This window comes from Halobaculum saliterrae, assembly GCF_009831625.1.
Classification (GTDB): domain Archaea; phylum Halobacteriota; class Halobacteria; order Halobacteriales; family Haloferacaceae; genus Halobaculum; species Halobaculum saliterrae.
Map to the genome: position 1 here is coordinate 1 of NZ_WUUS01000007.1, position 23214 is coordinate 23214.

A 23214-nucleotide genomic window follows, 5' to 3' on the forward strand; every position below is an offset into this window, starting at 1 on the left:
GTCGGCATGACGGTCGACAGCCTGCTCGGCGCGACCGTCGAGGGGGACCGGATCGGCAACCAGGCGGTGAACACGCTCGCGACGCTGTCGGGCGCGCTCGCGGCGGTCGTCCTCTCGGTCGTCACCGGCGCCGCCGCGGCGCCGTCGCCGGCGACGCTCGGGGCGCTCGCCGACGCGCTCGCGTCGGTCGCGGTCGTCGCCGTCCGGACGCCGCCGCTTCTGCTCCTCTCCCCGCTGTGACGGTCCGACCGGGGCGGCCGGCCGACGAGCCGGCGGTTCGAACGCTCCAGCGGCTGCTTCGCGAGCCCAGCCCGACGCTGCGCTCACACGGCCTGCGAACCGGTGACGCGCTCGTCGACGAGACGGCCGACGGCGTCGTCGTCGGCTACCTCCTCCCGGTCGCCGGCGACGGCGTCCACGTCGCCGAGCTCGTCGTCCATCCCGACTACAGGCGGGAGGGCCGGGCGACCCGACTCCTTCGACGGCTCCTCGCGGAGGCCGACGGTCGCGTCACGCTCCTCGTCGCCGCCGACAACGACGGCGCGAGGCGCCTCTACGAGTCGCTCGGGTTCGAACCGACGGCGCTGCGCCCCGGCTTCTACGACGACGGAACGGACGCGAGACTGCTCGCCCGCGACCCGCCGGGTAGCGACGACGCCGATCAGACCGACGCCGAGCGGTAGTGTCGGTACGCCGGTCCCGCGAGGAGGAGGAGGCCGCCGAGCGCCGCCGCGCCGATCAGCCACGGGTCGAGCACTCCCTCGATCCCCGCCTCGGCGACGCGCCCGGCGGAGGCGCCCGCGACGGTGCCGGCGACCGCCCACGGGAGCTCCCCGACCGCGCTCCCGAGGACGAACGGCCCGGCGCGGACGCCCGCGAGGCCGGCGGCGACGGAGACGGCGTCGGAGGGGAACGGGAGGAGCCGGGATGCGGCGACCGAGCGGGTCCCACCGGCGACGGAGACGGCGCGCTCGCCGGCGCCGACGGCGCGCTCGAGGAGGTCGTTGACGGCCGTCGAGATCCGGTCGCCGCCGGCGAGGGCGTCGCCCGCGCCGCGCCCGCGCCGGGCGAACAGGTACGGCGGGATCGACGTCAGCACCATCGCACCCAGCGACAGGGGGATCGCCGACAGGCCGAAGCCGTAGCCGGCGATGACCGCCAACAGCGTCACCGGCCACGCGAGCACCGGGCGGACGATCGCCAGCGCGACGATCACCGCGAGGAGTCTCCACGGATCGGCGGAGATCCACCCGAGCCGGTCGAGCACGGCGTTCGGAGAGCTGACGGCGATCGCGACCACCACCGCGCCGGCGACGAGGCCGCCGACGAGCGCGCGACGGTTCACGCCCGCACTCGGTCAGTCACGCGAATAAGCGCCGCGGTCGCTCGCCGGACCGTCCGAGGCGACGTGGCCGCGTTCCCCGGGTTCCCGCCCGAGTTCCGGTCGCGTTTCGGGCACCCGGGACGCTTAACAGCGCCCGCAACGAACCGCGGCCGACGTGACACCGGACGAGGAGGCGTCGGCGCGACCCCGCGAGGAGACGGTCGCGCTCGGCGTGGAGCTGTTGGAGCACCTCGAGGACGACGAGCTCTCGCTCCCCGAGCTGATCGACCGACTGGAGGCCGTGACGACGAGTCCCGCGATCACTCGCGACGTGCTCGAGGAGGCCGAGCGACGCGGGGTCATCGACCGCGAGGACGCGGTCGTTCGCGTCCACGGCTCGGGGTTCGTCCGGTTCGACTCGCAGGTGATCCGTCGGGAGGGCGACTTCTCGTGTCGTCGCTGCGGTGCGGGGATCACGACCGGACACTTCCTTCGGCTCGACGCCGGCGAGCTCGGGCCGTTCGGCTCCTCGTGTGTTCGGAAGGTGACCGGGCGAGAGTCCTGACGGTCCGGGGAAGCGAAGGGCGGGGAACGCGAGAGACGCCGTCGTCAGCGACCGCAGCGGAGCTCCTCGATCAGCTGCTCGATCAGCTCCGTCTGCCGTTCGAGCTGTTCGCCCTGCCGCTCGACGAGCGTCCGGAGCGCCGCGACCTCCTCGGCGAGGTCGTCCGTGGGTTCGGCGGGCTCGAAGCCGGTGTCGCCGAAGCCGTCGCCCTCGTCGGCCCCGACCCGCTCGGCGTCCGAACCGACGGTCTCGACCGCGTCGGCCTCCCCGTGTCCCTCGGTCGCGGCCGCCGTCCCCGCCGCGCCGACCGCCCCCGTCGACTCTCCCGCTCCGGCGTCCACGGCGGTGCCCCGGTCCGCCCGCTCGTCGTCCGCGAGCGGCTCCTCGCGGGTTCCGGAGTCGGTGTCGACCGGATCGGGATCGGCCGACAGCGGGTCGGGGCCGCCGCCGAAGTCGGTCCGATCGACCGGGTCGTCGGCCTCGTCCTCGCCCTCGGTGGCGGCCGAGAGCGCGCGGAACTCCTCCAGCGACCCGACGTCGTAGTGGGCCACGAGCGCGTTCGTCAGCCGCTCCTTGATCGCCCGGGCGCTGTCGCTGGGCGCCTTGAACCGTTCCTGACGCCCGTCGACGGTGAGCACCAGCGTGGTGGCGACGCTCCCCTCCTCGAAGGTGAGGTCGGTCACGTCGTCGTAGTGGAACTCCTCGTAGTCGTCGTCCCAGACGGCGGCGCCGATGTGCTTGACTATCCGGGCCGACGTGACGACGAGGGTGAGCTCCGAGAAGCGGAAGGTGCGTTCGACGGTCTCGCCCGGCTCGGTGATCCCGGCGGCCGAGAGGACGCCCGCGAGCACGGGGTGGAGGACCTCGTCGAGGGAGCCGCGCGGCACCGAGAAGCTGTGGTCGCCGTCGAGTCCGTACTCGAGGGTGAACTTCGCCTTCCGACGCGACTCGGAGACGGCGACGCGCTCGGCGTCGTGGGGGATCTCCTCGATGGACTCGTCGGAGAGCAGCCCCTCCGCGCGGTAGATCAGCGTGCGGGTCGGGGTGACGAACAGCTCGTCGTCCCCGCCGAGGTGAACGCGGGCGACCGGGTCCTCGTCGCCCAGCTCTCCCCGGACCAGTTCCGGCAGGCTCATACCAGCGTTTCGCCGGCCCCACCGCTTAAACCCGGCGGGTACGCCGCTCACGCCGCATGGTCGGGGAGGATACGGGGTCGATCCCCCGGTCGGAGCGGCTCGTCGGCCCTCGGCCTGCGATGTGCCCCCGGTGTGTCCCGGCTTGTCGCACCGATTCGCGATGGGAAGGTTCAAGAGTGCGACCGCCCGACGTGGACGTGAGCCGGGGTGGCTTAGCTGGACATAGCGCCGCACTCATAGGGTTTCGAGATTCGGTGCGGAACGCCTTGGAAGCCTCCGCCCCAACGGGGCCCGCCGAGCCTCGTACCTGGGTCATGCGGAGATCGTGGGTTCGGAGCCCACCCCCGGCATACCTTCTCGTCGTCGGATTCGGTACGACTGTTCCAGGAGCGGTCGGTCCGACGAGCGACCGCGTTCGGCACGGTCGCTCGCGTACGGTGCCGGGCCGGCCGAAACGGTCTTGCCCGTTGGCGAACTCGGTCGGCCGATGAACTCCGACCGCCGGAACCGCGTGCTCGCGCTGCTGTTCGGCGTGCCGCTCGCGGTCGGGGGCGTCCTCGCGGCCGGTGCGGCGCTGCCGGTGCTGGCCGGGGTGCAGATCCCGACCGGCGTCCCCGCCGTCGACCGGCCGCTGGTTCCCGACCGGGCGGGGCTGCTCCCCCTCGTCGTCGGGCCGCTGCCGGCGGCGACGCTGGCGGGCGGGCTCGCCTCCGACCGCCCGGCCACCGGGATCGCCTACGGCTACGCGGTCGGACTCGCACCGGTCCTGCTCACGTCGCTGTTGTACGTGGCGTTGGCGGTCGTTCTCGCGGCTACGGCGCTCGTGTCCGGCTCCGCGGGATCCGCGGCCGCCGTCGCGCTGCTCGCGGGGGTGTTTCTCGCGCTGTTGTACGTACTCGCCGCCGTGCTCGCGGTCCCGTCGGCCCTCGCGGGCGGTCTCGGGAGCGCTCTTCGGGGGGAACTGTCGCGTTCGACGCGAACCCGGCCGCGCTAGTCGGCCGACTGCTCCTCGTCCTCGGAGAGGTGTTCCCACACCTCCGCGCAGCCGCAGCCGTCCTCGAGGTCGTCGAGATGAGAAGTGTCGACTTCGTCGTCGCCGTATCGATCGTCGGTCGTCTGTTCTGCCATCGATGGAGTACACGCGTCCCACCCACATAAACCGAGCACGCCCGACCAAGCCTCACCGGCGCTCCCCGGTAGCGTACAGGCTTGCCGGTATCCCGAACGCCCGTTTCGTCCGGAATCGGACGAAGTGGGCGGGTTCCACTGCGGGCCGGCGTCACCGGAACCGTCGGCCGTTGCGACCGGCGACGGGGGTATGTCCGCCGGACGCCTCACTCGGGTATGAGCGTCGCCCTCCGCGTGCTCGACGACGGCGCGTGGGTCTCCGTGAACGACGAGCGTCGGGTCAGCGTCAGCGAGTTGTGGCGCGTCGGCGACCCGGACGCGTGCGCCTGCGAGTGCGCCGACTACGTCGTCGAGGGGTTCACCGACGTCGGCGTCGACGGCCGAACCGTGACGGCCGACGTGTACGGGCAGTGTATCCGGTGCGGACAGGGCTCGAGCGTCCCGGGGCTCCCGGTCGGGCGGATCGTCGACGGCGAGTTCCGCCCCGTCGCGGGGGAGGCGATCCGCTTCCCGCGGGGTGGCCTCGGGGCGCCGCAAGCGTTGCCGCTTCCCGGAAGCGTCGGGGAGGATTGACGCGGGGGCGCGCTTTAGGGTCGTCGGGCGAATGTGTTCGCCCACGAATGCCCACGGACGTCGAGAACTGGAAATCGGAGGTGTACGGCAACGAGATCAGGGAGCACCTGATGGAGTTCGCCGAGGAGGGGTGGGAGTCGATCCCGGAGGACGAACACGACGCCTGGTTCGAGCGCTTCAAGTGGTGGGGGCTGTACCACCAGCGGAACGGGCAGGAGAGCTACTTCATGATGCGGATCGGGACGCCCAACGGCGTGCTGAAGCCGGGGCAGGCCGAGGTCGTCGCCGAGATCGCCGACGAGTACGCCCGCGGCCCCGCCGAGAACCCCGAGTTCGGCGACGCGTACGTCGACTGGACGACCCGCCAGTCGATCCAGCTCCACTGGATCCGGCTGGAGGACGTCCCCGAGATCTTCGAGAAGCTGGAGGCGAACGGCCTGTCCACCCAGCAGGCGTGCGGCGACTCCTGGCGCAACATCGTGGGCTGCCCCGTCGCCGGCAAGGACTCCGCGGAGTTCGTCGACGCGCTGCCCGTCGCGATGGACCTCAACGAGACGTTCAAGGGCAACGACGACCACGCGAACCTCCCGCGCAAGTGGAAGGTGAGCGTCACCGGCTGCGAGGAGGGCTGCGGACAGGGCGACATCAACGATCTGGCGTTCGAGCCGGCCGAGAAGGACGGCGTCAAGGGCTTCAACGTCCGCGTCGGCGGCGGCCTCTCCCGCAACGAGCCGCGCCTCGCGCGAAGCCTCGACGTGTTCGTCCCGCCGGAGGACGCCGACGCGGTCGCGGGCGGCATCTCGGCGCTGTTCAACGACCACGGCGACCGCGAGGACCGCTACAACGCCCGGATGAAGTTCCTCACCGACGAGTGGGGCACCGAGAAGATCCGCCGCGTCCTCCAGGAGGACTACGTCGACTTCGAGCTGCAGACCGCAGGGGAGGACCTGCGCGACGAGTACACCTACAACTCCGGGCGCAACGACGAGGGACACCACGACCACGTCGGCGTCCACGAGCAGAACGACGGCAACTACTACGTCGGCCTGAACGTCCTCGTCGGCCGGATGGGCGCCGACGACACCCGTGAGCTCGCACGCATCGCCGACGAGTACGGCTCCGGCGAGGTGCGCGTCACCCAGCGACAGAACGTCATCGTCACCGACGTGCCCGAGGAGGACCTCGACGACCTGCTCGCGGAGGACCTGCTCGACACCTACGAGCCGGACCCGCACACGTTCATGCGCGGCTCCATCGCCTGTACGGGCACGGAGTTCTGCTCGCTGTCGATCGTCGAGACGAAGAACCGGCAGGTGCGCTACGCCCGCTGGCTCAAGGACAACGTCGAGGTGCCCGCCGGCGTCGAGGACTTCCACATCCACCTGTCGGGCTGTACGGCATCCTGTGCCCAGCCGCAGATCGCCGACATCAGCCTGCGCGGGATGAAGACCCGCAAGGACGGCGAGCCGGTCGAGGCGCTCGACATCGGCCTCGGCGGCGGCCTCGGCGAGGACCCGCGCTTCGCGGAGTGGGTCGAGCAGCGCGTGCCCGCCGACGAGGTACCCGGCGCCATCGAGAACCTCCTCGCGAACTTCGAGGAGCACCGGGAGGGCGACGAGTCCTTCCGCGACTTCGTCGAGCGCACCGACGAGGAGACGCTCGCCGAGCTGGTCGAGCCGGAGGAGACCTCCTACGAGGACCCGTACATGCACAACACGAAGATGACGTGGTACCCGTACGCCGACGAGGACGACATGGACGCCTCGCCCGCGCCGGCGCGGGCGGACGGCAGTCCTATCCCGTCGGACGACTGAGCCTCGGCCATGCCCGACCGGCTCATCCGCGTCAACGCCTACACCACCTTCGACCTGCTCGACGGCTTCGCCCGCGGCCACGACTTCGAGGAGGACGCGGTCGCCGTGTTGAACGTCACGGCGCCGCGTGAGGACCCCGAGGAGGTGACGCTCGAACTCGAACTCGACAACACCGGACTGGAGGCGCTCCCGCCTCACGCGGAGGGCGTCACCCTCTCCGCTGCCGAGGCGCGCGAGCTCGCCGGCGAACTGGAGAAGTACGCCGCTCGTGTCGAGGCCGCGCAGGGCGAGAACTGATCAGGAGCCCTCTCGAAGCCGACCGTGATCACCCCGTTCTCACCCCCGAGAGCCGGGAACGAACCCTTTTGTGGCGTCGACCGGGAGCAACGTCCATGTGGGTACGGGAGCGGGACGCCGTCGACTATCTGGGGATCGCGGCCGTGACGCTCCTCGCATGGATCCACTTCCCGTACCGCTTCTTCGTGTACACGCAGCTCCACTACGCGGCGTGGTGGCTTCAGCAGTGGATCGACCAGTCGCCGACCCAGGTCGTCGGGGTCTCCGTGATCGTCGTGGCCGTCGCCGGCGGCGCCCTGCTCGCCGGCATCGTCCGATCGGCGTCGGCGTAGCGGCAGTCGACCGGGGGTTGTGCGGGCTTGATGTCCCGTCGGCGAGGAGCGGTTCACATGACCGACGACTCCGGCGTCGCGGGACTTCGCGCGACCCTCCGCGAGAACCCCGCCGGCCACTGGCTGTCGACCCCCTCGCCGCAGATCGCCGAACAGCTCGCGCTCACCGACGCCGACTTCGTCGTGATCGACACCGAACACGCGCCGACGGACACCGAGTCCGTGGAGGCGGCCGTCCGCGCTGTCGACGCCGCGAACGGTCGCGGCGACTCGGGCGGACCCGACGCCGACGGCGACGCGAAGAGGGCCCCGGGCGCCGATGGCGACCCGGACGCCGCAAACGACACGGCGGCCGTCGTTCGGGTCGCGTGGAACGACCACGTCCGGATCAAGCGCGCGCTCGACACCGGCGCCGCGGGCGTGATGGCGCCCCAGGTGAACACCCCGGAGGAGGCCGAGGCGTTCGTCGAGGCGGCGCGCTACCCACCAACGGGTCGCCGCGGCGTCGCGGGGACGCGCTCGTCGGCGTACGGTCGCGACCTCGACGACTACTACGACCGTGCGAACGACCGCGTCGCGACGATCGCCCAGATCGAGACCGAAACGGCGGTCGAGAACGCCTCCGAGATCGCCGCCGTCGACGGCCTCGACGCGCTGCTTGTCGGCCCCGCCGACCTCTCCGCGGATCTGGGCGTCTTCGGGGAGTACGACTCCGACCGGTTCCTCGCGGCCGTCGAGGCGGTGCTCGCGGACAGCGAGGTGCCGGTCGGGACGCTCGCGACCGCGCCCGCGGAGATCGACCGCTGGGCGTCGGTGGGATACGACTACCAGATCGTCGGCGTCGACGCCGGCTACGTCGCCGCCGGCGCGGAGGCGGCGCTGGAGCGGTACGCCGACGACGGGGAGGAGTGAGTCTGAGGTTCGGTGGGGCGAGTCGAGAACCCGGTCAGACGGAGCGGCCGGGCTCGCTCGTGCCGATCAGGTACGTCCCGTAGGTGAGCAGCGCCGCTGCCGGGAGAAGCGCCCAACTCGCGAGCGACCCGGACTGCGGGGCCAGGCTCGGGAAGAACAGCACGGTACCGACGAGCATGAGGACCGCGCCGATGGCGACCGGTTTGTCCATGGCTGCCCATGGCGCCTCACCCGTACTAAGGGTTACTTTTCTCCCGATCGCTCGAGCGCCGGGTCGCGCTCGCCGGCGGGGACCGCGACCTCGAGCCAGTTGTCCGTCGGCGGCAGCGGGCAGGCGAACGCGTCCGCGAACGCGCAGAAGGGCGTGTACGCGAGGTTGAAGTCCAGCGTCACCTCGTCGATCTCGCCGAGGTCACCGTCGGGGTGGAGGTCCATGTACCGGCCGCCGTCGTACGTCTGCTGGCCGGTGGTCTTGTCGCGGAACGGGAGGAACAGCGCCGCCGAGCCCTCCGCCCGCAGCGCCGCCAGCGACTCCTCGACCTCGCCACCGCCGGCGGCCGGGAGCGTGAACGAGAGCGTCGCGACGCGGTGGAACCGCTCTGCGGTGCCGTTGCGGACCGTCAACTCCACCGACTCCGGGTCGTCGTGCACATCGACGGCCGCCCGAACGCGGAAGGCGGGATCGGGCTCGAAGTAGTCGAGACCGTCGAAGTCGTCGCGCAGCGCCGGGTCGAGCGGCGACTGCGGGTCGCTCGCGAGGAACTCGTCCTTCTCGTCGCGCATCTCGCGGAGGCGCGCGAGCCACTCGTCGTCGCCGTCTTCGGCGGTGTCGGCGGTGTCGGCGTGAACGTCGGCGTCGTCGGTCATACCCGGGATTCGGTGCCGCGAGGGTTCAATCCCGCGTTCCGTCTCGTCGGACACCGTCCGGCGCCGCCGCTGGGGTGGTCAACGGGTGCACGCCGGCACGAAAGATCGGTGGCGTTCGACGGGCGAGGCGGCTTACCGGCGGGCCAGCAGGGCGGCGCCGACCAGCGCGACGAGCGCCGCGGCGACGCCGAAGCCGGGTCCGCTCGTCTCGGTGGGCTCGTCGGTCGCGGCGGTCGTGTCGTCACCGCCGTCGGTCGCGGTCGCCGTCTCGGTGGCGGTCGCCGTGGCGGTGGGCGTGGCCGTCTCGGTTTGCTCGACCGTCACGTAGCCGGCCTCGCCGATCGGCTGGCCGTTCTCGTTCGTGTACGGCTGGTCGGCGGAGGCGTTGAACGACTCGTCGCCGTCGTCCGTTCGGACCTCACCGACGACGACCTGACTGCGCGAGAACGCCGGCGAGACCTCGAGGGTCACGTCCTCGTGGGTACCCTCGTCGAGGTACTCCGAGACGCCGACGATGCCGCCGGAGGCGTTGTAGACGACGACGAAGCCGCCGTCGGGCAGCGTCGCCTCCGCGACGGTCACCGACTCGGCGCCGGTCTGGTCGTCGACGCTCACGTCGGCGGTGGCGTTCGTTGTCTGTGCGGTCGCGGTGCCGGCGGCGAGGCCGCCCGTGAGGGCGACGGCGCCGACCAGCACGGAGAGCAGTACGAGTGCGGGGAGCGTAGATCGTGCGTTCATCTGTAGCAGGAACTCGCGGCGTTCGTGACGCCGGAGCTGTCTCGCGCTTCACGGCTCGCACGAAAGAGTCCGTCGCTCTCGAACGTACCTAGTTGCCATACGGCGTGGGGATCGGTGGCGATACTCGGACCGGATCCGGGAGTCGACCGCGGAACGATCGAGGGCGGCAGTCGACCCCTCGACGACCCGCCGGGCCCGGGCGGTGCGCCGGGCTTTTGCCGACCGGCGACCGCGGGTCGACCGTGCTCACCTGCTACGCCTGCGACCACGCCGTCGAGTCGGGCCAACGGTGCCCCGACTGCGGCGAGCCGCTGTGGTTCGATACCGACCCCGAGGGCCTCTCGTGGCCCGATCGCGGCGGCGTCTGGGCGTTCGCCGATCTCCTCCCGGTCGACCCGCCGCGGGGCGGCCTCGCGGCCGCGGCCGGCGCGACGCCGCTGATCCGGGCGCCCGAACTCGACGTCGACGGCGCCCGCGTCCACGTGAAACTGGAGGGGACCAACCCGACCGGCTCGTTCAAGGACCGCGGGAGCGCGGTCGGCGTCGCCGCGGCGGTCGCGGACGGCACCGGCACGGTCGGCACCGTCTCCCACGGCAACATGGCCGCCTCGATGGCCGCTCACGCCGCGAGCGCCGACCTCGACTGCGTCGTGCTCGTGCCCGCCGACATCTCCGACTCCCGGCTCGACCGGATCGCGGCGTACGGCCCGCGGATCGTCCGCGTCGACGGCGACTACGGCCGGCTCTACCACGACGCGCTCGATCTGGGTCCCGAGGCGGGGATCGCGTTCGTCAACTCCGACTCGCCGCTGCGGGTCGCAGGCCAGAAGACGACGACGCTGGAGGTCCTGCGAGCGTTCGCCGCCGGGGAGGTCGAGGAGGCCGAGGGGGACGTGAATGTTGGGGACGACAGCGGGGTCGAGAATCCCGAGGCGGCGTCGCCGGCGGCGACGCCCGACGCGGTCGTCATGCCGGTCAGCAGCGGCGGCCACGCCAGCGCCGCGTGGAAGGCCGTCCGCGAGGCGACCGAGGCCGGACTCGTCGACGACCCGCCGCGGCTGTACTTCGTGCAGGCGGCGGCGTGTGCGCCCGTCGCCGACGCGTTCGCGCGCGGCGACGACGCGGTGACGCGGCTGGAGGCCGAGGAGGTCGGAGAGACGGTCGCGTACTCCATCGCCAACCCCGACCCGCCGAGCGGCACGCGCGCGCTCTCGGCCGCCCGCGACACCGACGGCGCGGTCCTCGCGGTCGACGACGACGCGATCCGCGCGGCGCGGCGGGACCTCGCGGCCGCCGGGATGCGCGTGGAGGCCGCGTCCGCGACGCCGCTGGCGGGGCTCCGTCGGCTCCGCGAGCGCGGCGCGGTGGACGCGGGCGAGCACGTCGTTCTCGTCGCCACCGGCGTCGGCTACGGCGGAACTGACGACGGCGACGACGGCGACGGCGATGGCGGCGACGACGGCGCCGGACCGGCCGACGCCGAGACCGTAACACGGGAGAGACTTGCGGCGGCGCTCGGTGTGGGATCGACAGACGGCGAGTGAAAACGCGGAACCGAGCCGCTTAGAGGAAGTCCTCGATGTGGTCGGCGACCTCGTTGGGGGTGTCGCCGACGGGGACGCCCGCGTCGTTGAGCGCGGAGATCTTCGACTCCGCGGTGCCGGTGCCCGATCCCGAGACGATGGCGCCGGCGTGGCCCATGCGCTTGCCCGGCGGGGCGGTGCGGCCGGCGATGAAGCCGGCGACGGGCGTGTCCATGTTCTCCGCGATGAACTTCGCGGCCTTCTCCTCGTCCTCGCCGCCGATCTCGCCGCACATGACGACGGCCTTCGTGTCCTGGTCGGCCTCGAACGCCTCCAGCGCGTCGACGAAGGTGGTCCCGATGATCGGGTCGCCGCCGATGCCGATGGCGGTCGTCTGGCCGATGCCGCGCTCGGTCAGGTTCGAGACGACCTGATACGTCAGGGTGCCCGAGCGGGAGACGAGGCCCACGTCGCCCGACTCGAAGATGTTGCCCGGGAGGATCCCCAGCTTCGCCTCGCCGGGGGTGATGATCCCGGGGCAGTTCGGGCCGATGAGGCGGGTGTCGACCTCCGAGAGGCGCTTGTTCACCTTCGCCATGTCCTGGGTCGGGATCCCCTCGGTGATGGCGACCACGAGGTCGAGATCGGTGTCGAGCGCCTCGAAGACGGCGTCGCCGGCGAACGCCGGCGGGACGAACACGACGGAGGCGTCGGCGTCCTCGGCGTCGACGGCCTCGTCGACGGTGTCGTAGACGGGGACGCCGGCGACCTCCTGACCGCCCTTCCCGGGCACCGCGCCCGCGACGACGTTCGTGCCGTACTCCAGCATCTGTTCGGTGTGGAACTTGCCTTCCCCGCCCGTGATGCCCTGCACCACGACCCGGGTGTCGTCGTCGACGAAAATGCTCATTGGGTCACCTCCTCCGCGTTCTTGACTGCACGCTGTACCGCGTCCTCGAGCGTTCCCTCGACCTGCACGAGGTCCTCGTTGAGGATCTCCATCCCCTCCTCGGCGTTCGTCCCCGCGAGGCGGACGACGACCGGCTTGGGGATCTCGTCGAACCCCTCCAGCGCCTCGTTGATCCCCTTGGCGACCTCGTCGCCGCGGGTGATCCCGCCGAAGATGTTGAACACGACCGAGTCGACGTTCTCGTCGGAGAACACCATGTCGAGCGCCTTCGTGACGCGCTCGGCCTTGGCGCCGCCGCCGATGTCGAGGAAGTTGGCGGGCGATCCGCCGTAGTAGTCGACGAGGTCGAGCGTCGTCATCACCAGCCCCGCGCCGTTGCCGATGATGCCGACGTTGCCCGACAGGCGGACGTAGTCGAAGCCGTACTCGTTGGCCTTCGCCTCCAGCTCGTCGCCGGCGGCCTCGTCCTCCATCTCCGCCAGCTCGGGCTGGCGGAACAGCGCGTCCTCGTCGATGTTCATGACCGCGTCCGCGGCGACGACCTCGCGGTCGGACGTGATCATCACGGGGTTGATCTCGATGTCGGAGGCGTCCCTCGACTCGTACAGGTCGTAGAGGGTCCCCAGGATCGACGCCACGTCCATCGCCACGTCGTTCGGGATGCCCGCCTCGAAGACGACCTTGCGGGCCTGATACGGGTGCAGGCCGAACGCGGGGTCGATGTGCTCGCGGGCGATCTTCTCCGGCGTCTCCTCGGCGACGGACTCGATGTCGACGCCGCCCTCGGTCGACACCATCGCGACGGGTTCGCCCTCGTTGCGGTCCATCGTGATGCCGACGTACAGCTCGTTCTCGAAGTCGACGCCGGCCTCGACGAGGACCCTGTCGACCGTGTATCCCTTGAGGTCCATCCCGAGGATGGACTCGGCTGCCTCGCGCGCCTCCTCGGCGCTCGTGGCTATCTTGATGCCCCCAGCCTTGCCGCGTCCACCGACGTGGACCTGCGCCTTGATCGCCGCCGGGTAGCCGATCTCGTCGACCGCGTCCATGACCTCGTCGACGGTGGACGCGAGCCGCGAGTCCGGGGTCGGGATCCCGGCGTCGGCGAAGACCTGCTTCGCCTGGTACTCGTGGAGTTTCATGCGTGTGGATATCAACCGGTTGGTGGGTTAAATCCCGCCGATTCCGGTCGCGATCGTGCGGCCGTCCGTTGGCGAACGCGTCCGCCCGCTCGCGCCGCCGCAAGCGACGTGCGCCCGGCAGTTCACGCCCGCTGCACGAGCACCTGTCCGATCGCGGCCAGTAGGAGTCCGACGGCGGCGGCGACGCCCGACCACAGCACCGACGGGCGCAGGAGGACGTCGTTGCACCCGTCGGTGTACGTCACCGTCGGCGGCCACGCCTGCACCCCGGTGACGGCGAACTCGGCGAGCTGCCGCGGGCCGGGGCAGAACGCCTCGGTCGTCGCGGCGACGGGGCCGACCGTCACCAACAGCACCGTGCAGACGAGCAGCCCGGCGCCGAACAGCGTCGCGCCGGCGTGCCGGATGAACATGTCCGACCGCTACCACGGCGGACGGTTTCACTCCACCGGTCGGCCGTGCCGGTACTCCCTCCGGAGCGCTCCGTGTTTCCGCCGTCGCCCGGAGTTAAGTCGCCTCGGCGGGAGGGAACGACCATGCGAGCGGTCCGCTTCCACGAACACGGCGACGAATCGGTACTGCAGGTGGACGACGTCGATCGACCCGAGCCGGCACCCGACGAGGTGCTCGTCGAGGTCGCCGCCGCGGGCGTCAACCCCGTGGACACGTACTTCCGAGAGGGCTCGTACGAGCCGTACGGCCTGCCGGCGATCCCCGGCGTCGACGCCGCCGGAACGGCCGCCGCGGTCGGCGAGGCGGTCGAGGGGATCGCCGAGGGCGACGAGGTGTTCGCGACGGGTCTCTCCAGCACCATGCCCGGCGGCTACGCCGAGTTCGTCGCGGTCCCCGACGACCGCATCGCGGCGCTGCCCGACGGCGCCGACCTCGTCGCCGCCGGCGGCGCGGGCGTCGCCGCCGTCACGGCCTGGCGCGCGCTGATCCAGCACGCGAACCTGCGGCCGGCCGAGACGGTCCTGATCCACGGCGGCTCCGGCGGCGTCGGCCACGCGGCGGTGCAGGTCGCCGCCGCGGCGGGGGCGACCGTGATCACGACGGCCGCGCCGGAGTACCACGACGAGGTCGCGGCGCTCGGCGCGGACGCGGTGCTCGATTACGGCCGCGACGACCTCGCGGAGGCGGTCGTCGCCGCCGCCGACGGCGACGGCGTCGACGTGATCCTCGACCACCGACTCGACGAGTACCTCGGCTTCGACGCCGAGGTCGCGGCGCAGGGCGGTCGCGTCGTGGGGATCGGTGAGAACGACCCCGCGATCGGGTTCCCGGAGTCCGCTGCGGCCCGCGGCAAGGACCTGAACCTTCAACTCATGTCGATGTTCAACACGCCGAGCCTCGCGGACGCGCTCGACGACCTCGCCTCGCTGTGGGGCGATGACGTCTCGATCGAGGTGGCGGACAGGTACGACTTGGAGGACGCGGCGGAGGCCCAGCGGGCGGTGATGGAGGACAGCTTCCTCGGGAAGCTGGTCATCGAGCCGTAGCCGCTCGCGAGATCCGGGCGCCGACGCCCACCGGCTCCCGGGAGCGGGAGCCCGACTCAGCGGGCGCGCTCCGACTCGCGTGCCGGCGCGCTTCGGTCGCGTGGGCGACCCGAGTCGTCGACGACGCTGTCGAGTCGGCGTTCGAACTCGTCGTGGTCGATCTCCCCGGCCGCGTATCGGCGCTTCAGAACGTCGACCGGAGTCTCGTCCCCGTCACGGTCCCGTTCGCCGATGCGGCCCCGTCCGCCCGTCTCCGGGTACTCCGCCGCGCTCCCGACGTTCCCGATGAGCGAGAGGTACACCGGCCACAGAACGCCGAGACCGACTGCCGTCGTCGCGAGCAGCAGCGCGAACGCGATCGCCGATCCGACCAGCCCGACGAGCCCGGAGCCGTCGGTGACGGCGGCAAGCAGCAACAGCGGCCACACGAGACCAGCACACCCGGCGAACAGGACACGCCCGAGCGTGCCGTCCGGCGTGTAGTGTTCCAGGAGTCGATGCAGCGATCGGAGGGTGGAGGCGTCGTCCGCGGGGGACATATGTTATCGAGACGGCAGGTCCACGAAAGGTCTTGCGCTCGGCCGGAATTCGGGAGTCGGTAACGCGGTCGGCGACCCGCTCAGTTCTTCTTCGCCCGGACCTCCTTCCCACGCCGGACCATGTCCTCGCAGTGGGGGCACGCGCGGGGCCGGGTGATATCCTCCGGCTCGAACACCTTCACGTATCGCTCGGTCACGAACGATTCGCAGTTCTGGCAGGTGGGCATACAACCCCGGCGGGGCACCTCGAATAAACGAATTACGGTCGACGGGCTCCGGGTCACTCCGTGTCACGTGCGTCCGACCCGAAGCGACGGTCGCGCTACCGGCGAAGTCGAACCGCGGTGCCGTCGTCGGCCTCCGTCACCTCGACGAGGCCGTCGTCCGCGAGGTCGTCCACGAGCCCGCGGAGCCACTCCCCGCTCCCCTCGCCGTCGCCGTCGGGCGCGTAGTCGACGCGGATCCGCGGCCCGAGTTCGTCGAGCGTCAACTCGTCGTGGTTGCCCAGCGCGCGGACGACCTTGCCGCGGAACTGCCGTCTGCTCCCCTCGAAGCTCGGCTGCTCGGGCACGTCCGGCGCGGTGAAGTCGCCCGTCTCGTAGGCGCGACACCAGCGACGCCACGGGCAGCCCGCCTCGTCACAGCGCGGCGACTGCCCGCAGGCGACCCCGCCCAGCTCCATGATCGCGTTGTTCCAGACGCGCGATTTCCCCTCGGGCATGAAGTCGGCGGCGGCCTCGGCGAACTCCGCGTCGTCGTCGGGGACGCCGAACGCGCGGTGGAGCACCCGCTTCACGTTCGTGTCGACGACCGCATCGCCGTTGTTGAACGCGAACGAGGCGACCGCGTTGGCGGTGTACGGCCCGACGCCCATCAGCTCCCGCAGGTCCTCGGGGTCGGTCGGGAACGTCCCGTCGTACTCCTCGATCACCTGTGTGGCGGCCTCGTGGAGGTACTTCGCGCGGTTGTTGTACCCGAGCGAGTGTCCAGACCAGAAGGAGACGACCTCGCCGCGGTCGGCGGCCGCGAGGTCCCCGACCTCGGGCCAGCGGTCGAGGAAGTCGGCGTACGCCTCCTCGACCCGCGAGAGCTGCGTCTGCTGGCTCATCACCTCCGAGACGAGGATCCGGTAGGGGTCGTCGGTGCGGCGCCACGGGAAGTCGCGGTGGTCGGCCTCGTACCACTCGGTCAGCGCCTCCCGCACCGCGTCGTGGTCGTCGGGGAGGTGTGCGCTCATTACCGGGTCGGGGGCCGCCGGGCGAAAAGCGCTGACGGTCCCGGCCGCCACCCCGCCCCGGACCAGACGGCGCCGCGATCCCCCGAAACAGCTTTGTGACGGTCGGTGCGTCGTTCCGTCGATGCGACAGGATCTGGTCCTCGCGTCGCTGCTGGCCGGCATGGGCGTCGCCGTCCTCCCGGGCGTCCTCACGTTCTATCTCGCCGCCGGGCCGTCGGTGTGGCTGGCGACCGGCGCCGTCGTCGCGGCGACGGGGCTGGTGTTCGCGTACTCCGCCGACGATGCCGACGAAGCCGACGAAGCCGACGAAGCCGCCGACGCTTCGACTTCCCCGAAGGTGAACTGTCCCGAGTGCGGCGCTCGGGCCGTCGCGGACGGCACGGGCTGTGCGTACTGCGGCGCGGCGCTCCCCGTGTGATACCCCGAGCGTTTCCGGAACGGACGACCCGGAAGGGGCCGGAGCGTAACGGGTTTCCGCCCCCCGCGACACCGCACCACCATGAGCCTCGACGACCTCGACGACGCGATCACCGCGGAATACGGCGACCTCGACGACGAGATCGGGGTCGAACTGGACCGCGAGACGAAACACGAGCTGTCGCTGCTGGCGGCGGCGCTGGGAACCGACCGCGACGAGCTGGTGCGGCGGGGGATCCACGCGCTGTTCCGCCGGACCCTCGACACGGGCGACCTCGACTTCCACCTCCGGCAGGCGTTCGACGTGACGTACGACGAGTACCTCTCGGGGATGACCTACGACGAGATGGCCGGGGGCGCCGGCGGCGGGGGCGGCGGCTACCCCGAGCGCAGCGACGAGCGACGCTACCAGCAGTAGGTCCGTCCGCCGGTCTCCGTCGTACGGGAACGTGGGGAAGGACCTTGGTCGAGGCGGACGACCCACCGGTATGGGACTCGACGTCGACATCCCCGATCCGCCGAGCCTGCGCGGCCCGCGGAGCCGAGGCGAGTACGACGCGATCGACGCGGGGGAGGACCGAGCCGGCGACGACTACCGTCGCGAGACGGTCCGAACGGCCCTGCAGGACGGCGCGTGGCGTGACGCCTTCGAGGAATGGGCCGACAGCACCTACCTGTCGGTCGAGGAGTTCGAGACGGTCGACCGGCTCGAACTGTTCGAGGAGTTCGACTTCCACTGGGACCCCGCGAGCGACGAGGTCGGGTACCGCGCCCCGACGGTCCCCGAGGCGGACCGGGAGCGGTTCCCCGACCGTGGCGCCGACGGCGTCGACGAGGAGCTCGACGACCTCGGTCGGGCGGTCTCGGAGATGCTCGAGAACGACTATCTCCTCCGGGACGAGGAGGACGCCGAGTCCGACTTCTTCCCCGAGGAGGAGGAACGCGAGAGCGAGGCCGAGGCCAGGGAGTCCGGGGACGACCCCGACAGGTGATCGCTCCGCTCGCCGGGCGCGTTAGACCGCGTCGACGGCGGCCTCGATCAGCAGGGACGCGCCCATCTCGATCTCCCGCTCGGTCACGTCCAGCGGCGGGAGGAACCGGATCACGTCCGACCCGCACGCGAGCGTGAGCAGCCCGCGGCGCAGCGCCGCCTCCTGTACGGCGTCACGGAGGTCCGGGGACTCGAACTCGACGGCGAGCATCAACCCCTTCCCGCGCACGTCGGTCACGCCGTCGAGGGCGGCGTCGCGGACGATCTCCTTGAACTGCTCGCCGCGGACGACCGCGTTGTCGAGCAGGTCGTACTCGTCGATGGCGCGCAGCGTGAACACGCCCTGCGCCGCGGCGACGATGTCGCCCGCCCCCCACGTCGAGGAGAGGCGCGCACGCTCCTCCGGGAACGTGTCCTCGTTGGCGATGGTGGCGCCGACGCGCATTCCCTTCGCGCCGGTGATCACGTCCGGCTCGATCGGGTAGTGATCCGACCCCCACAGCTCGCCGGTGCGGCCCATCCCCGACTGGATCTCGTCGGCGATCAGCGGGATGTCGTGCGTCTCCGCGAGGTCGGCGACCTCCTCCATGAACGGCTCCGAGGGGAACCGATAGCCGCCCTCGCCCTGGATCGGCTCCATGATGATGTAGGAGGTCTCCTCGGGGTTGACGTGGCCCGTCTTCGGGTCGAGCTTCTCTCGCAGCAGCGAGGTGTCGCCGTCGTCGACGAAGAAGCCGCACGAGCACGTCTCGGGCGAGCACCCGCGGTCGTCGCAGTAGGGCACGTCGTGAACGCCGGGCACCTCGGGGAACCGTTTGCGGTATACGGACTTCGAGCGGTTGAGCGAGAGCGCCCCGAGCGTCCGGCCGTGGAACGCGCCGTCGAAGGTGACGCCGTACTTCCCGCCGCCGGAGTCGTCGTAGCAGATCTTGATCGCGTTCTCGACGGCCTCGGCGCCGGAGTTCGAGAGGAACACGGTGTCGAGGTCGTAGTGGTCCGTGCGGTCGACGAGCTCGTGCATCAGGTCCGCGGGGCCGGGAAGGGCCGACTCGCCCGGGTCCGAACCGTCGGAGACGTAGAAGTCCTGCCCGGCGATCTTCGTCGGGTCGACCATGTCGAACTCGGCCATCCGGTCCATGATCTTCGGGTTGTTGTAGCCGAGCGGCGCGGCGGCGACGTGGGAGGTGAAGTCCAGCAGAACGTTGCCGTCGACGTCGGTGCAGAACGGTCCCTCCGCGTCCTCGGTGATGTCCCACACGAAGTCGTACACGTACGTCGTCGTCGCGGCGACCTCGCGGTGATACTCGGCCCACTCGCGGGCGCGAGCGCCCGGCATCTCGGTGACGCTCACCTCGGCCGTGTCTCGGTCCATGTCTGTGGATGCGGACCGTCGATTATAAAATGGTGGTCCACTCGATGCTGATTCGAATATTCTCCACGGATCTCGACTTCCGTCCGATCGAACTCGCAGACCGACCGACGGACTCGATGGTGTCGACCGCGCGACATCGTGAGTCGGCGCCGACACGACGGGCGTGCGAAGGCACCGCGGGTCGACGATACCATGACGAGCAGGCGACGGGGCGGTGCGTCGCCGGTCGTCCGTCGCTCAACCGACAGTCATCGCGAGCGCGACCGCGGCGGCGCCGGCGACGATCACGAGGCTGTAGGCCGCCACGCGGCGCACGAACGCGCGCGGGCCGGCGAACGCCAGTCCCGCCTTCACCGCGACGCTGGAGACCGTCGCGAGCAGGACGGCGACGGTCGCGGCGTCGGCGCCGACGGTTCCCCCGCGATACAACAGCACGGCCGAGGTGGTCGCGCCGGCGGAGGACACCAGTCCCGAGACGGCCGCCGAGGCGTACAGGCCGGCGGTGCCGAAGCTGGCTTGTGCGAGACTGCTGACGGCGAGGATGACGAGGAAGGCCGCGCCGAACGCCAACGCGTTGCGAAGCGAGAACGGCGACTCGATCTCGAGGTCGACATGCGTGCGCCAGTCGGCCGTCGCCGCCGCCACGGCGACGGCGCCGAGCGCGAGCGCGCCCAGCGGCGCGGCGACGCCGACGAGGACGGGCAGGTCGCCGCCGACGGTGAACGCGACGGCGATCGCGAGGTTCCGGAGCGCCATCGCCGCGTCCGCCAACAGCACCCCGGCGACGGCGTACGACACCGACTCCGCCCGGTCGGTCGCGTGATCGAGCATCGTCCCGACGACGGCAGTCGAGGACGCGAGCCCGCCGAGGAAGCCGGTGACCGCGATGCCGCGGCCGCCGTACGTCCGCACCAGCGCGTAGTTCGCGATGCCGATCCCGGCGACGGTGACGACCATGAGCCACGCGACGCGCGGCTCCAGCGGGACCCCGAACACGACCCGCTGTCCCGCCGGCAACACGGGGTAGACGACGAACGCGAGGACGGCGAACTCGGTCATCGAGCGCAGTTCCGCGCGAGAGAGGTCGCCCGCGAACGAGTGCAGTTCCCGTTTCAGCACCAACAGCGCGGCCGACACCACCGCGACCGTCACCCCCTCGACGACGGCGCCGACGGCGACGAGCGCGCCGACGCCGTACGCCGCCAGCAACGAGACGGACGTGGTGAGCGACAGCGCGCCGTCGGCGTCGGTCCGAAGCCCGCGGACCGCCAGCAAGACTCCCTGAACGATGACGAGCACGCCGCCGACGGCGAGGAGCGCGCCGCCGACCTCGGTCTCGGTCGCCAGATGTGTGAACACCGCGGCGACGAGGCTGGTCAGCGAGAACGTCCGAATGCCGGCGGACTTCTCCGACCACTCGCGCTCCAACCCGAGGAACAGCCCCAACGCCGCCGCCAGCGCCAGCCTCGCCACCGGCAGCGACAGCGGATCGCCGACGATCTCCGCACCCGTCGCGGTCATGGGCTCAATATTACTCAATAGTGGTATATACTACTTCGGGCGGCGTCCGTGATCGCGGAACCGTCTCGCGACACGCTTTTGTCGGCGGACCGAGGGGAACCGGGTATGGCGCTCGCCGATGTCGACTGGTCGCGGACCGCGTGGTGGGGCATCGGTGCGGTGTTGGCAGCGGCGCTCACGTTCGTCGTCTACTCGTTCGTCGGGACCTTCGTGTTCGGGGTGTTCATCTACTACGCGACGCGCCCGGTCTACAACCGGATCCGCAGGCGGATCCCGCAGCCGACCGTCGCGGCCGCGGTCGCCATCTTCGCGATGGTGCTTCCGGCGCTGCTGCTTGCGGGGTACGCCCTGCTCATCGTCGCCAACCAGATCCGGGAGCTCGATATCGCCGCGAACGGTTACCTCGACCGGCTCCCGTTCACGCAGGAGACCCTGGACGTGCTGACCGACCCGTCGCAGATCGCGATGCTCGACTGGCAGCAGTACGTCACGCTCGACACGCTCGACGGCGCCCTGAGCTCGTTGGCACAGGCGGCCGACACCGTCGCGGTCATCGGCATCGGCGCGATCCACCTGTTCGTCATGCTCGCGGTCGCGTTCTACCTCCTCCGCGACGGCGGACGGCTCGGTCGGTATCTCGTCCGGTTCACCGACCAGTCGGGGATCGTCGAGGCGTACGGGCGCGCGGTCGACCGCGACCTGAAGTCGATCTTCTTCGGGAACATCCTCAACGCGATCGTCACCGGCACGATCGCCGTGATCGTCTACTCGATCCTCAACGTGTTCGCCCCCGAGGGCGGGTCGATCCCGGCGGCCGCGCTGGTCGGACTGATCGCTGGCGTCGCGAGCCTGATCCCGATCGTCGGCATGAAGCTGGTGTACGTCCCGGTCGCGGCGTTCATGACGGTTCGAGCGGTGGCGAACGACGTCACCGGCGGGCTGGCGTTCGTGCTCGTGTTCGCGCTCGCCTCGTTGGTCGTCGTCGACACCATCCCGGACCTCGTGTTGCGGCCGTACGTCTCCGGACGCTCGCTGCACGTCGGGGCGGTGATGATCGCGTACACGCTCGGTCCACTGCTGTTCGGCTGGTACGGGATCTTCCTCATGCCGCTGCTCCTCGTGTTCGTCGTACACTTCGTCCGGATCATCCTGCCGGAACTGCTCTCCGGGGAGCCGCTACGCCCGTACGCGGTCGATCCGACGCATCTCACGGCGGAGGAGCCTCCGGTCCAGCCCTCGGATCCGGCCGCTGACGAGGTCGGTGACGGGGTGGACGCGGCCGCGGATCAGGGGACGAACCCGCCGGAGGACGAGGGGCGGTGACCGAACCGTCGCCGAGTCACTCCGTATCCACGTATCGCCCTTCCCACTCGCGGCGTGCCTCGATCTCGCGGCGCCCGCGGCGCGTGAGCGTGTAGAAGTTGGTCCGCTGATCGCGCTGGCCCTTCTCGACGAGCCCCTTCTCGACGAGCGTGTCGAGGTTGGGGTACAGGCGCCCGTGGTGGATCTCCTTCTCGTAGTAGTCCTCGAGCTCCGCTTTGATCGCCAGCCCGTGCGGTTCCTCCTGTCCGGCGATCACGTACAGCAGGTCTCGCTGGAACCCCGTCAGGTCGTACATCGGTTATGTCCGATAAACTGTTACTGCCCGGCCGAAATAAACGTGCCGACGATCAGAACTGTCGTTCTCGGCGGTGAGGCGGGATCTCTCGTGTCTCGCCGTCACGGCACGTAGTATAGGAGGTCCGACACGTCACCGATCCTATCAGGAAGCGACGAGCGTTCGGTTTCCGGGCGGCCGCGGCGATCGGCTCACGACCGCAGCACGCCGCCGCCAGTCGACCGAGATCGCGCTCGTCCCCTCACGTATCCCACAGACGGTCCGGCCGACTGGTTTTTGTTCTCGCTTGACGAGTGTTCGGTATGGCCGAGGAAGTGCTGTTCGAAATCGAGACCCGTCAGGACCGCAGCGAGATCGCCGCCCACCTCTGTGAGATCGCCGGGAAGCTCGACACGGACGGGGAACTCACGCTTACGGGGGGCGGCGAGTCGGTCACGATGGCCGTGCCCCCGAGCGCGACCTTCGAGGTGAAGGCCGAACGCGAGACCGGCTCCGGGGCCGACGAGTTGAGCGTCGAGTTCGAGATCGAGTGGGACGAGGGCGACGACGAAGGCGGCGTGGACTCGGGGTTGTCCATTGAGTGATGCGGGCGCCCGAACGACGGACGCGACGGTGGCTGGCGACGGTATCGCGCTGACTCCGAGAACGAACGGGGGCGCGCCGCGGAAACACCCGCGGCACGCCGCCCGGATCGGTCCCCGCTGACGCTTCGGCCCTCCAGACGAAGCGTCACCGAACGATATCCCCGGTACGGCGATA

The 23214-nt window shown here is 70.9% G+C and carries 30 protein-coding genes, 1 tRNA gene and 1 pseudogene; 17 read left to right on the forward strand and 15 right to left on the reverse strand.

Annotated features, from left to right (window positions below; all coding sequences use genetic code 11):
* Both GRX01_RS11405 and GRX01_RS11410 read left to right on the forward strand, forming a co-directional pair.
* Positions 1–240 (forward strand): annotated as a pseudogene (locus GRX01_RS11405) (hypothetical protein); the annotation flags it as partial.
* The gene (locus GRX01_RS11410) at positions 237–683 is read left to right on the forward strand and encodes an N-acetyltransferase (protein ID WP_321168054.1); all 447 of its coding nucleotides are present in this window, start codon (positions 237–239) and stop codon (positions 681–683) included. The pseudogene GRX01_RS11405 and the gene GRX01_RS11410, both read left to right, overlap by 4 nt.
* Here the strand turns inward: GRX01_RS11410 and GRX01_RS11415 are convergent.
* Complete coding sequence (locus GRX01_RS11415; protein ID WP_321168055.1) at positions 662–1345, reverse strand: TVP38/TMEM64 family protein; 684 nt, start codon at positions 1343–1345, stop codon at positions 662–664. The two genes, GRX01_RS11410 and GRX01_RS11415, sit on opposite strands and share 22 nt — an antisense overlap.
* Before the next feature lie 154 nt (positions 1346–1499).
* Here GRX01_RS11415 and GRX01_RS11420 point away from each other — a divergent pair, with 154 nt between their 5' ends.
* Entirely contained in the window at positions 1500–1889 is a 390-nt protein-coding gene (locus tag GRX01_RS11420) for a DUF5830 family protein (RefSeq protein ID WP_321168056.1), read from the forward strand.
* Between the two features lie 44 nt (positions 1890–1933).
* On the opposite strand, the gene GRX01_RS11425 is transcribed toward GRX01_RS11420, so the two are convergent.
* On the reverse strand, positions 1934–3025 hold the full coding sequence (locus GRX01_RS11425; protein ID WP_159667346.1) for a DUF7115 domain-containing protein: 1092 nt from the start codon (positions 3023–3025) through the stop codon (positions 1934–1936).
* A gap of 201 nt (positions 3026–3226) precedes the next feature.
* Here GRX01_RS11425 and GRX01_RS11430 point away from each other — a divergent pair.
* A tRNA-Met gene (locus GRX01_RS11430) sits at positions 3227–3375 on the forward strand.
* A gap of 137 nt (positions 3376–3512) precedes the next feature.
* The gene (locus GRX01_RS11435) at positions 3513–4019 is read left to right on the forward strand and encodes a hypothetical protein (RefSeq protein WP_159667349.1); all 507 of its coding nucleotides are present in this window, start codon (positions 3513–3515) and stop codon (positions 4017–4019) included.
* Here the strand turns inward: GRX01_RS11435 and GRX01_RS18865 are convergent.
* Positions 4016–4153 carry a hypothetical protein gene (locus tag GRX01_RS18865; RefSeq protein ID WP_201289584.1) on the reverse strand — a complete coding sequence of 46 codons (138 nt, stop codon included), beginning with the start codon at positions 4151–4153 and terminating at the stop codon, positions 4016–4018. The genes GRX01_RS11435 and GRX01_RS18865 overlap by 4 nt on opposite strands.
* Before the next feature lie 216 nt (positions 4154–4369).
* On the opposite strand from GRX01_RS18865, the gene GRX01_RS11440 reads away from it, so the two are divergent.
* From GRX01_RS11440 to GRX01_RS11460, 5 genes are all read left to right on the forward strand, one after another.
* Positions 4370–4726, forward strand: coding sequence for a hypothetical protein (locus tag GRX01_RS11440; protein WP_233741008.1), 357 nt, complete (start codon positions 4370–4372; stop codon positions 4724–4726).
* 47 nt (positions 4727–4773) lie between these two features.
* Positions 4774–6540 carry a nitrite/sulfite reductase gene (locus GRX01_RS11445; RefSeq protein ID WP_159667352.1) on the forward strand — a complete coding sequence of 589 codons (1767 nt, stop codon included), beginning with the start codon at positions 4774–4776 and terminating at the stop codon, positions 6538–6540.
* Between the two features lie 9 nt (positions 6541–6549).
* The gene (locus tag GRX01_RS11450) at positions 6550–6837 is read left to right on the forward strand and encodes a DUF6360 family protein (RefSeq protein ID WP_159667355.1); all 288 of its coding nucleotides are present in this window, start codon (positions 6550–6552) and stop codon (positions 6835–6837) included.
* A 95-nt stretch (positions 6838–6932) separates the two neighbouring features.
* On the forward strand, positions 6933–7169 hold the full coding sequence (locus GRX01_RS11455; protein WP_159667358.1) for a hypothetical protein: 237 nt from the start codon (positions 6933–6935) through the stop codon (positions 7167–7169).
* A 57-nt stretch (positions 7170–7226) separates the two neighbouring features.
* The gene (locus GRX01_RS11460) at positions 7227–8081 is read left to right on the forward strand and encodes an HpcH/HpaI aldolase family protein (RefSeq protein ID WP_159667361.1); all 855 of its coding nucleotides are present in this window, start codon (positions 7227–7229) and stop codon (positions 8079–8081) included.
* A 34-nt stretch (positions 8082–8115) separates the two neighbouring features.
* On the opposite strand, the gene GRX01_RS18870 is transcribed toward GRX01_RS11460, so the two are convergent.
* The 3 genes from GRX01_RS18870 to GRX01_RS19380 all read right to left on the reverse strand — a co-directional run bounded on the left by GRX01_RS18870 (position 8116) and on the right by GRX01_RS19380 (position 9686).
* Positions 8116–8292: a hypothetical protein gene (locus GRX01_RS18870; RefSeq protein ID WP_201289598.1), complete on the reverse strand. Its 177-nt coding sequence runs from the start codon at positions 8290–8292 to the stop codon at positions 8116–8118.
* Positions 8293–8324: 32 nt separating this feature from the next.
* Positions 8325–8948, reverse strand: coding sequence for a DUF1684 domain-containing protein (locus tag GRX01_RS11465; RefSeq protein WP_159667362.1), 624 nt, complete (start codon positions 8946–8948; stop codon positions 8325–8327).
* A gap of 132 nt (positions 8949–9080) precedes the next feature.
* Positions 9081–9686, reverse strand: coding sequence for a DUF7282 domain-containing protein (locus GRX01_RS19380; RefSeq protein WP_159667365.1), 606 nt, complete (start codon positions 9684–9686; stop codon positions 9081–9083).
* Positions 9687–9928: 242 nt separating this feature from the next.
* Here GRX01_RS19380 and GRX01_RS11475 point away from each other — a divergent pair, with 242 nt between their 5' ends.
* Positions 9929–11230: a threonine synthase gene (locus GRX01_RS11475; RefSeq protein ID WP_321168057.1), complete on the forward strand. Its 1302-nt coding sequence runs from the start codon at positions 9929–9931 to the stop codon at positions 11228–11230.
* Between the two features lie 19 nt (positions 11231–11249).
* Here GRX01_RS11475 and sucD read toward each other — a convergent pair whose 3' ends face one another.
* The 3 genes from sucD to GRX01_RS11490 form a co-directional block, all read right to left on the reverse strand.
* Positions 11250–12119: a succinate--CoA ligase subunit alpha gene (gene sucD / locus GRX01_RS11480; RefSeq protein ID WP_159667371.1), complete on the reverse strand. Its 870-nt coding sequence runs from the start codon at positions 12117–12119 to the stop codon at positions 11250–11252.
* A complete protein-coding gene (sucC, locus tag GRX01_RS11485) occupies positions 12116–13261 on the reverse strand; it encodes an ADP-forming succinate--CoA ligase subunit beta (RefSeq protein ID WP_159667374.1) in 1146 nt (381 codons plus the stop codon). Before sucC ends, sucD begins: the two co-directional genes overlap by 4 nt.
* A 122-nt stretch (positions 13262–13383) precedes the next feature.
* Positions 13384–13674, reverse strand: coding sequence for a hypothetical protein (locus tag GRX01_RS11490; protein WP_159667377.1), 291 nt, complete (start codon positions 13672–13674; stop codon positions 13384–13386).
* 123 nt (positions 13675–13797) lie between these two features.
* Here GRX01_RS11490 and GRX01_RS11495 point away from each other — a divergent pair, with 123 nt between their 5' ends.
* Entirely contained in the window at positions 13798–14760 is a 963-nt protein-coding gene (locus GRX01_RS11495) for an NADPH:quinone reductase (RefSeq protein ID WP_159667380.1), read from the forward strand.
* A 56-nt stretch (positions 14761–14816) separates the two neighbouring features.
* On the opposite strand, the gene GRX01_RS11500 is transcribed toward GRX01_RS11495, so the two are convergent.
* From GRX01_RS11500 to GRX01_RS11505, 3 genes are all read right to left on the reverse strand, one after another.
* Entirely contained in the window at positions 14817–15299 is a 483-nt protein-coding gene (locus GRX01_RS11500; protein WP_159667383.1) for an SHOCT domain-containing protein, read from the reverse strand.
* Positions 15300–15379: 80 nt separating this feature from the next.
* On the reverse strand, positions 15380–15526 hold the full coding sequence (locus tag GRX01_RS18875; protein WP_201289585.1) for a DUF7563 family protein: 147 nt from the start codon (positions 15524–15526) through the stop codon (positions 15380–15382).
* A gap of 95 nt (positions 15527–15621) precedes the next feature.
* Entirely contained in the window at positions 15622–16536 is a 915-nt protein-coding gene (locus GRX01_RS11505) for an A/G-specific adenine glycosylase (protein WP_159667386.1), read from the reverse strand.
* Between the two features lie 121 nt (positions 16537–16657).
* Between GRX01_RS11505 and GRX01_RS11510 the strand changes: the two genes are divergently transcribed.
* The 3 genes from GRX01_RS11510 to GRX01_RS11520 all read left to right on the forward strand — a co-directional run bounded on the left by GRX01_RS11510 (position 16658) and on the right by GRX01_RS11520 (position 17945).
* Entirely contained in the window at positions 16658–16954 is a 297-nt protein-coding gene (locus tag GRX01_RS11510) for a hypothetical protein (RefSeq protein ID WP_159667389.1), read from the forward strand.
* Positions 16955–17035: 81 nt separating this feature from the next.
* Positions 17036–17371, forward strand: a complete 336-nt coding sequence (locus GRX01_RS11515) for a hypothetical protein (RefSeq protein ID WP_159667392.1) — start codon at positions 17036–17038, stop codon at positions 17369–17371.
* Positions 17372–17441: 70 nt separating this feature from the next.
* Positions 17442–17945 carry a hypothetical protein gene (locus GRX01_RS11520; protein WP_159667395.1) on the forward strand — a complete coding sequence of 168 codons (504 nt, stop codon included), beginning with the start codon at positions 17442–17444 and terminating at the stop codon, positions 17943–17945.
* Positions 17946–17966: 21 nt separating this feature from the next.
* Here GRX01_RS11520 and GRX01_RS11525 read toward each other — a convergent pair whose 3' ends face one another.
* Both GRX01_RS11525 and GRX01_RS11530 read right to left on the reverse strand, forming a co-directional pair.
* Positions 17967–19316 (reverse strand): class-III pyridoxal-phosphate-dependent aminotransferase, encoded by a 1350-nt coding sequence (locus GRX01_RS11525; protein WP_159667398.1) that lies wholly within the window; start codon positions 19314–19316, stop codon positions 17967–17969.
* A 237-nt stretch (positions 19317–19553) separates the two neighbouring features.
* Positions 19554–20837: an MgtC/SapB family protein gene (locus tag GRX01_RS11530; RefSeq protein ID WP_159667401.1), complete on the reverse strand. Its 1284-nt coding sequence runs from the start codon at positions 20835–20837 to the stop codon at positions 19554–19556.
* Between the two features lie 105 nt (positions 20838–20942).
* Between GRX01_RS11530 and GRX01_RS11535 the strand changes: the two genes are divergently transcribed.
* Positions 20943–22160, forward strand: coding sequence for an AI-2E family transporter (locus GRX01_RS11535; RefSeq protein ID WP_159667404.1), 1218 nt, complete (start codon positions 20943–20945; stop codon positions 22158–22160).
* Between the two features lie 16 nt (positions 22161–22176).
* On the opposite strand, the gene GRX01_RS11540 is transcribed toward GRX01_RS11535, so the two are convergent.
* Positions 22177–22455 carry a PadR family transcriptional regulator gene (locus tag GRX01_RS11540; protein WP_159667407.1) on the reverse strand — a complete coding sequence of 93 codons (279 nt, stop codon included), beginning with the start codon at positions 22453–22455 and terminating at the stop codon, positions 22177–22179.
* Between the two features lie 302 nt (positions 22456–22757).
* Here GRX01_RS11540 and GRX01_RS11545 point away from each other — a divergent pair, with 302 nt between their 5' ends.
* Complete coding sequence (locus tag GRX01_RS11545) at positions 22758–23039, forward strand: amphi-Trp domain-containing protein (RefSeq protein ID WP_159667410.1); 282 nt, start codon at positions 22758–22760, stop codon at positions 23037–23039.
* Positions 23040–23214 lie beyond the last annotated feature (175 nt).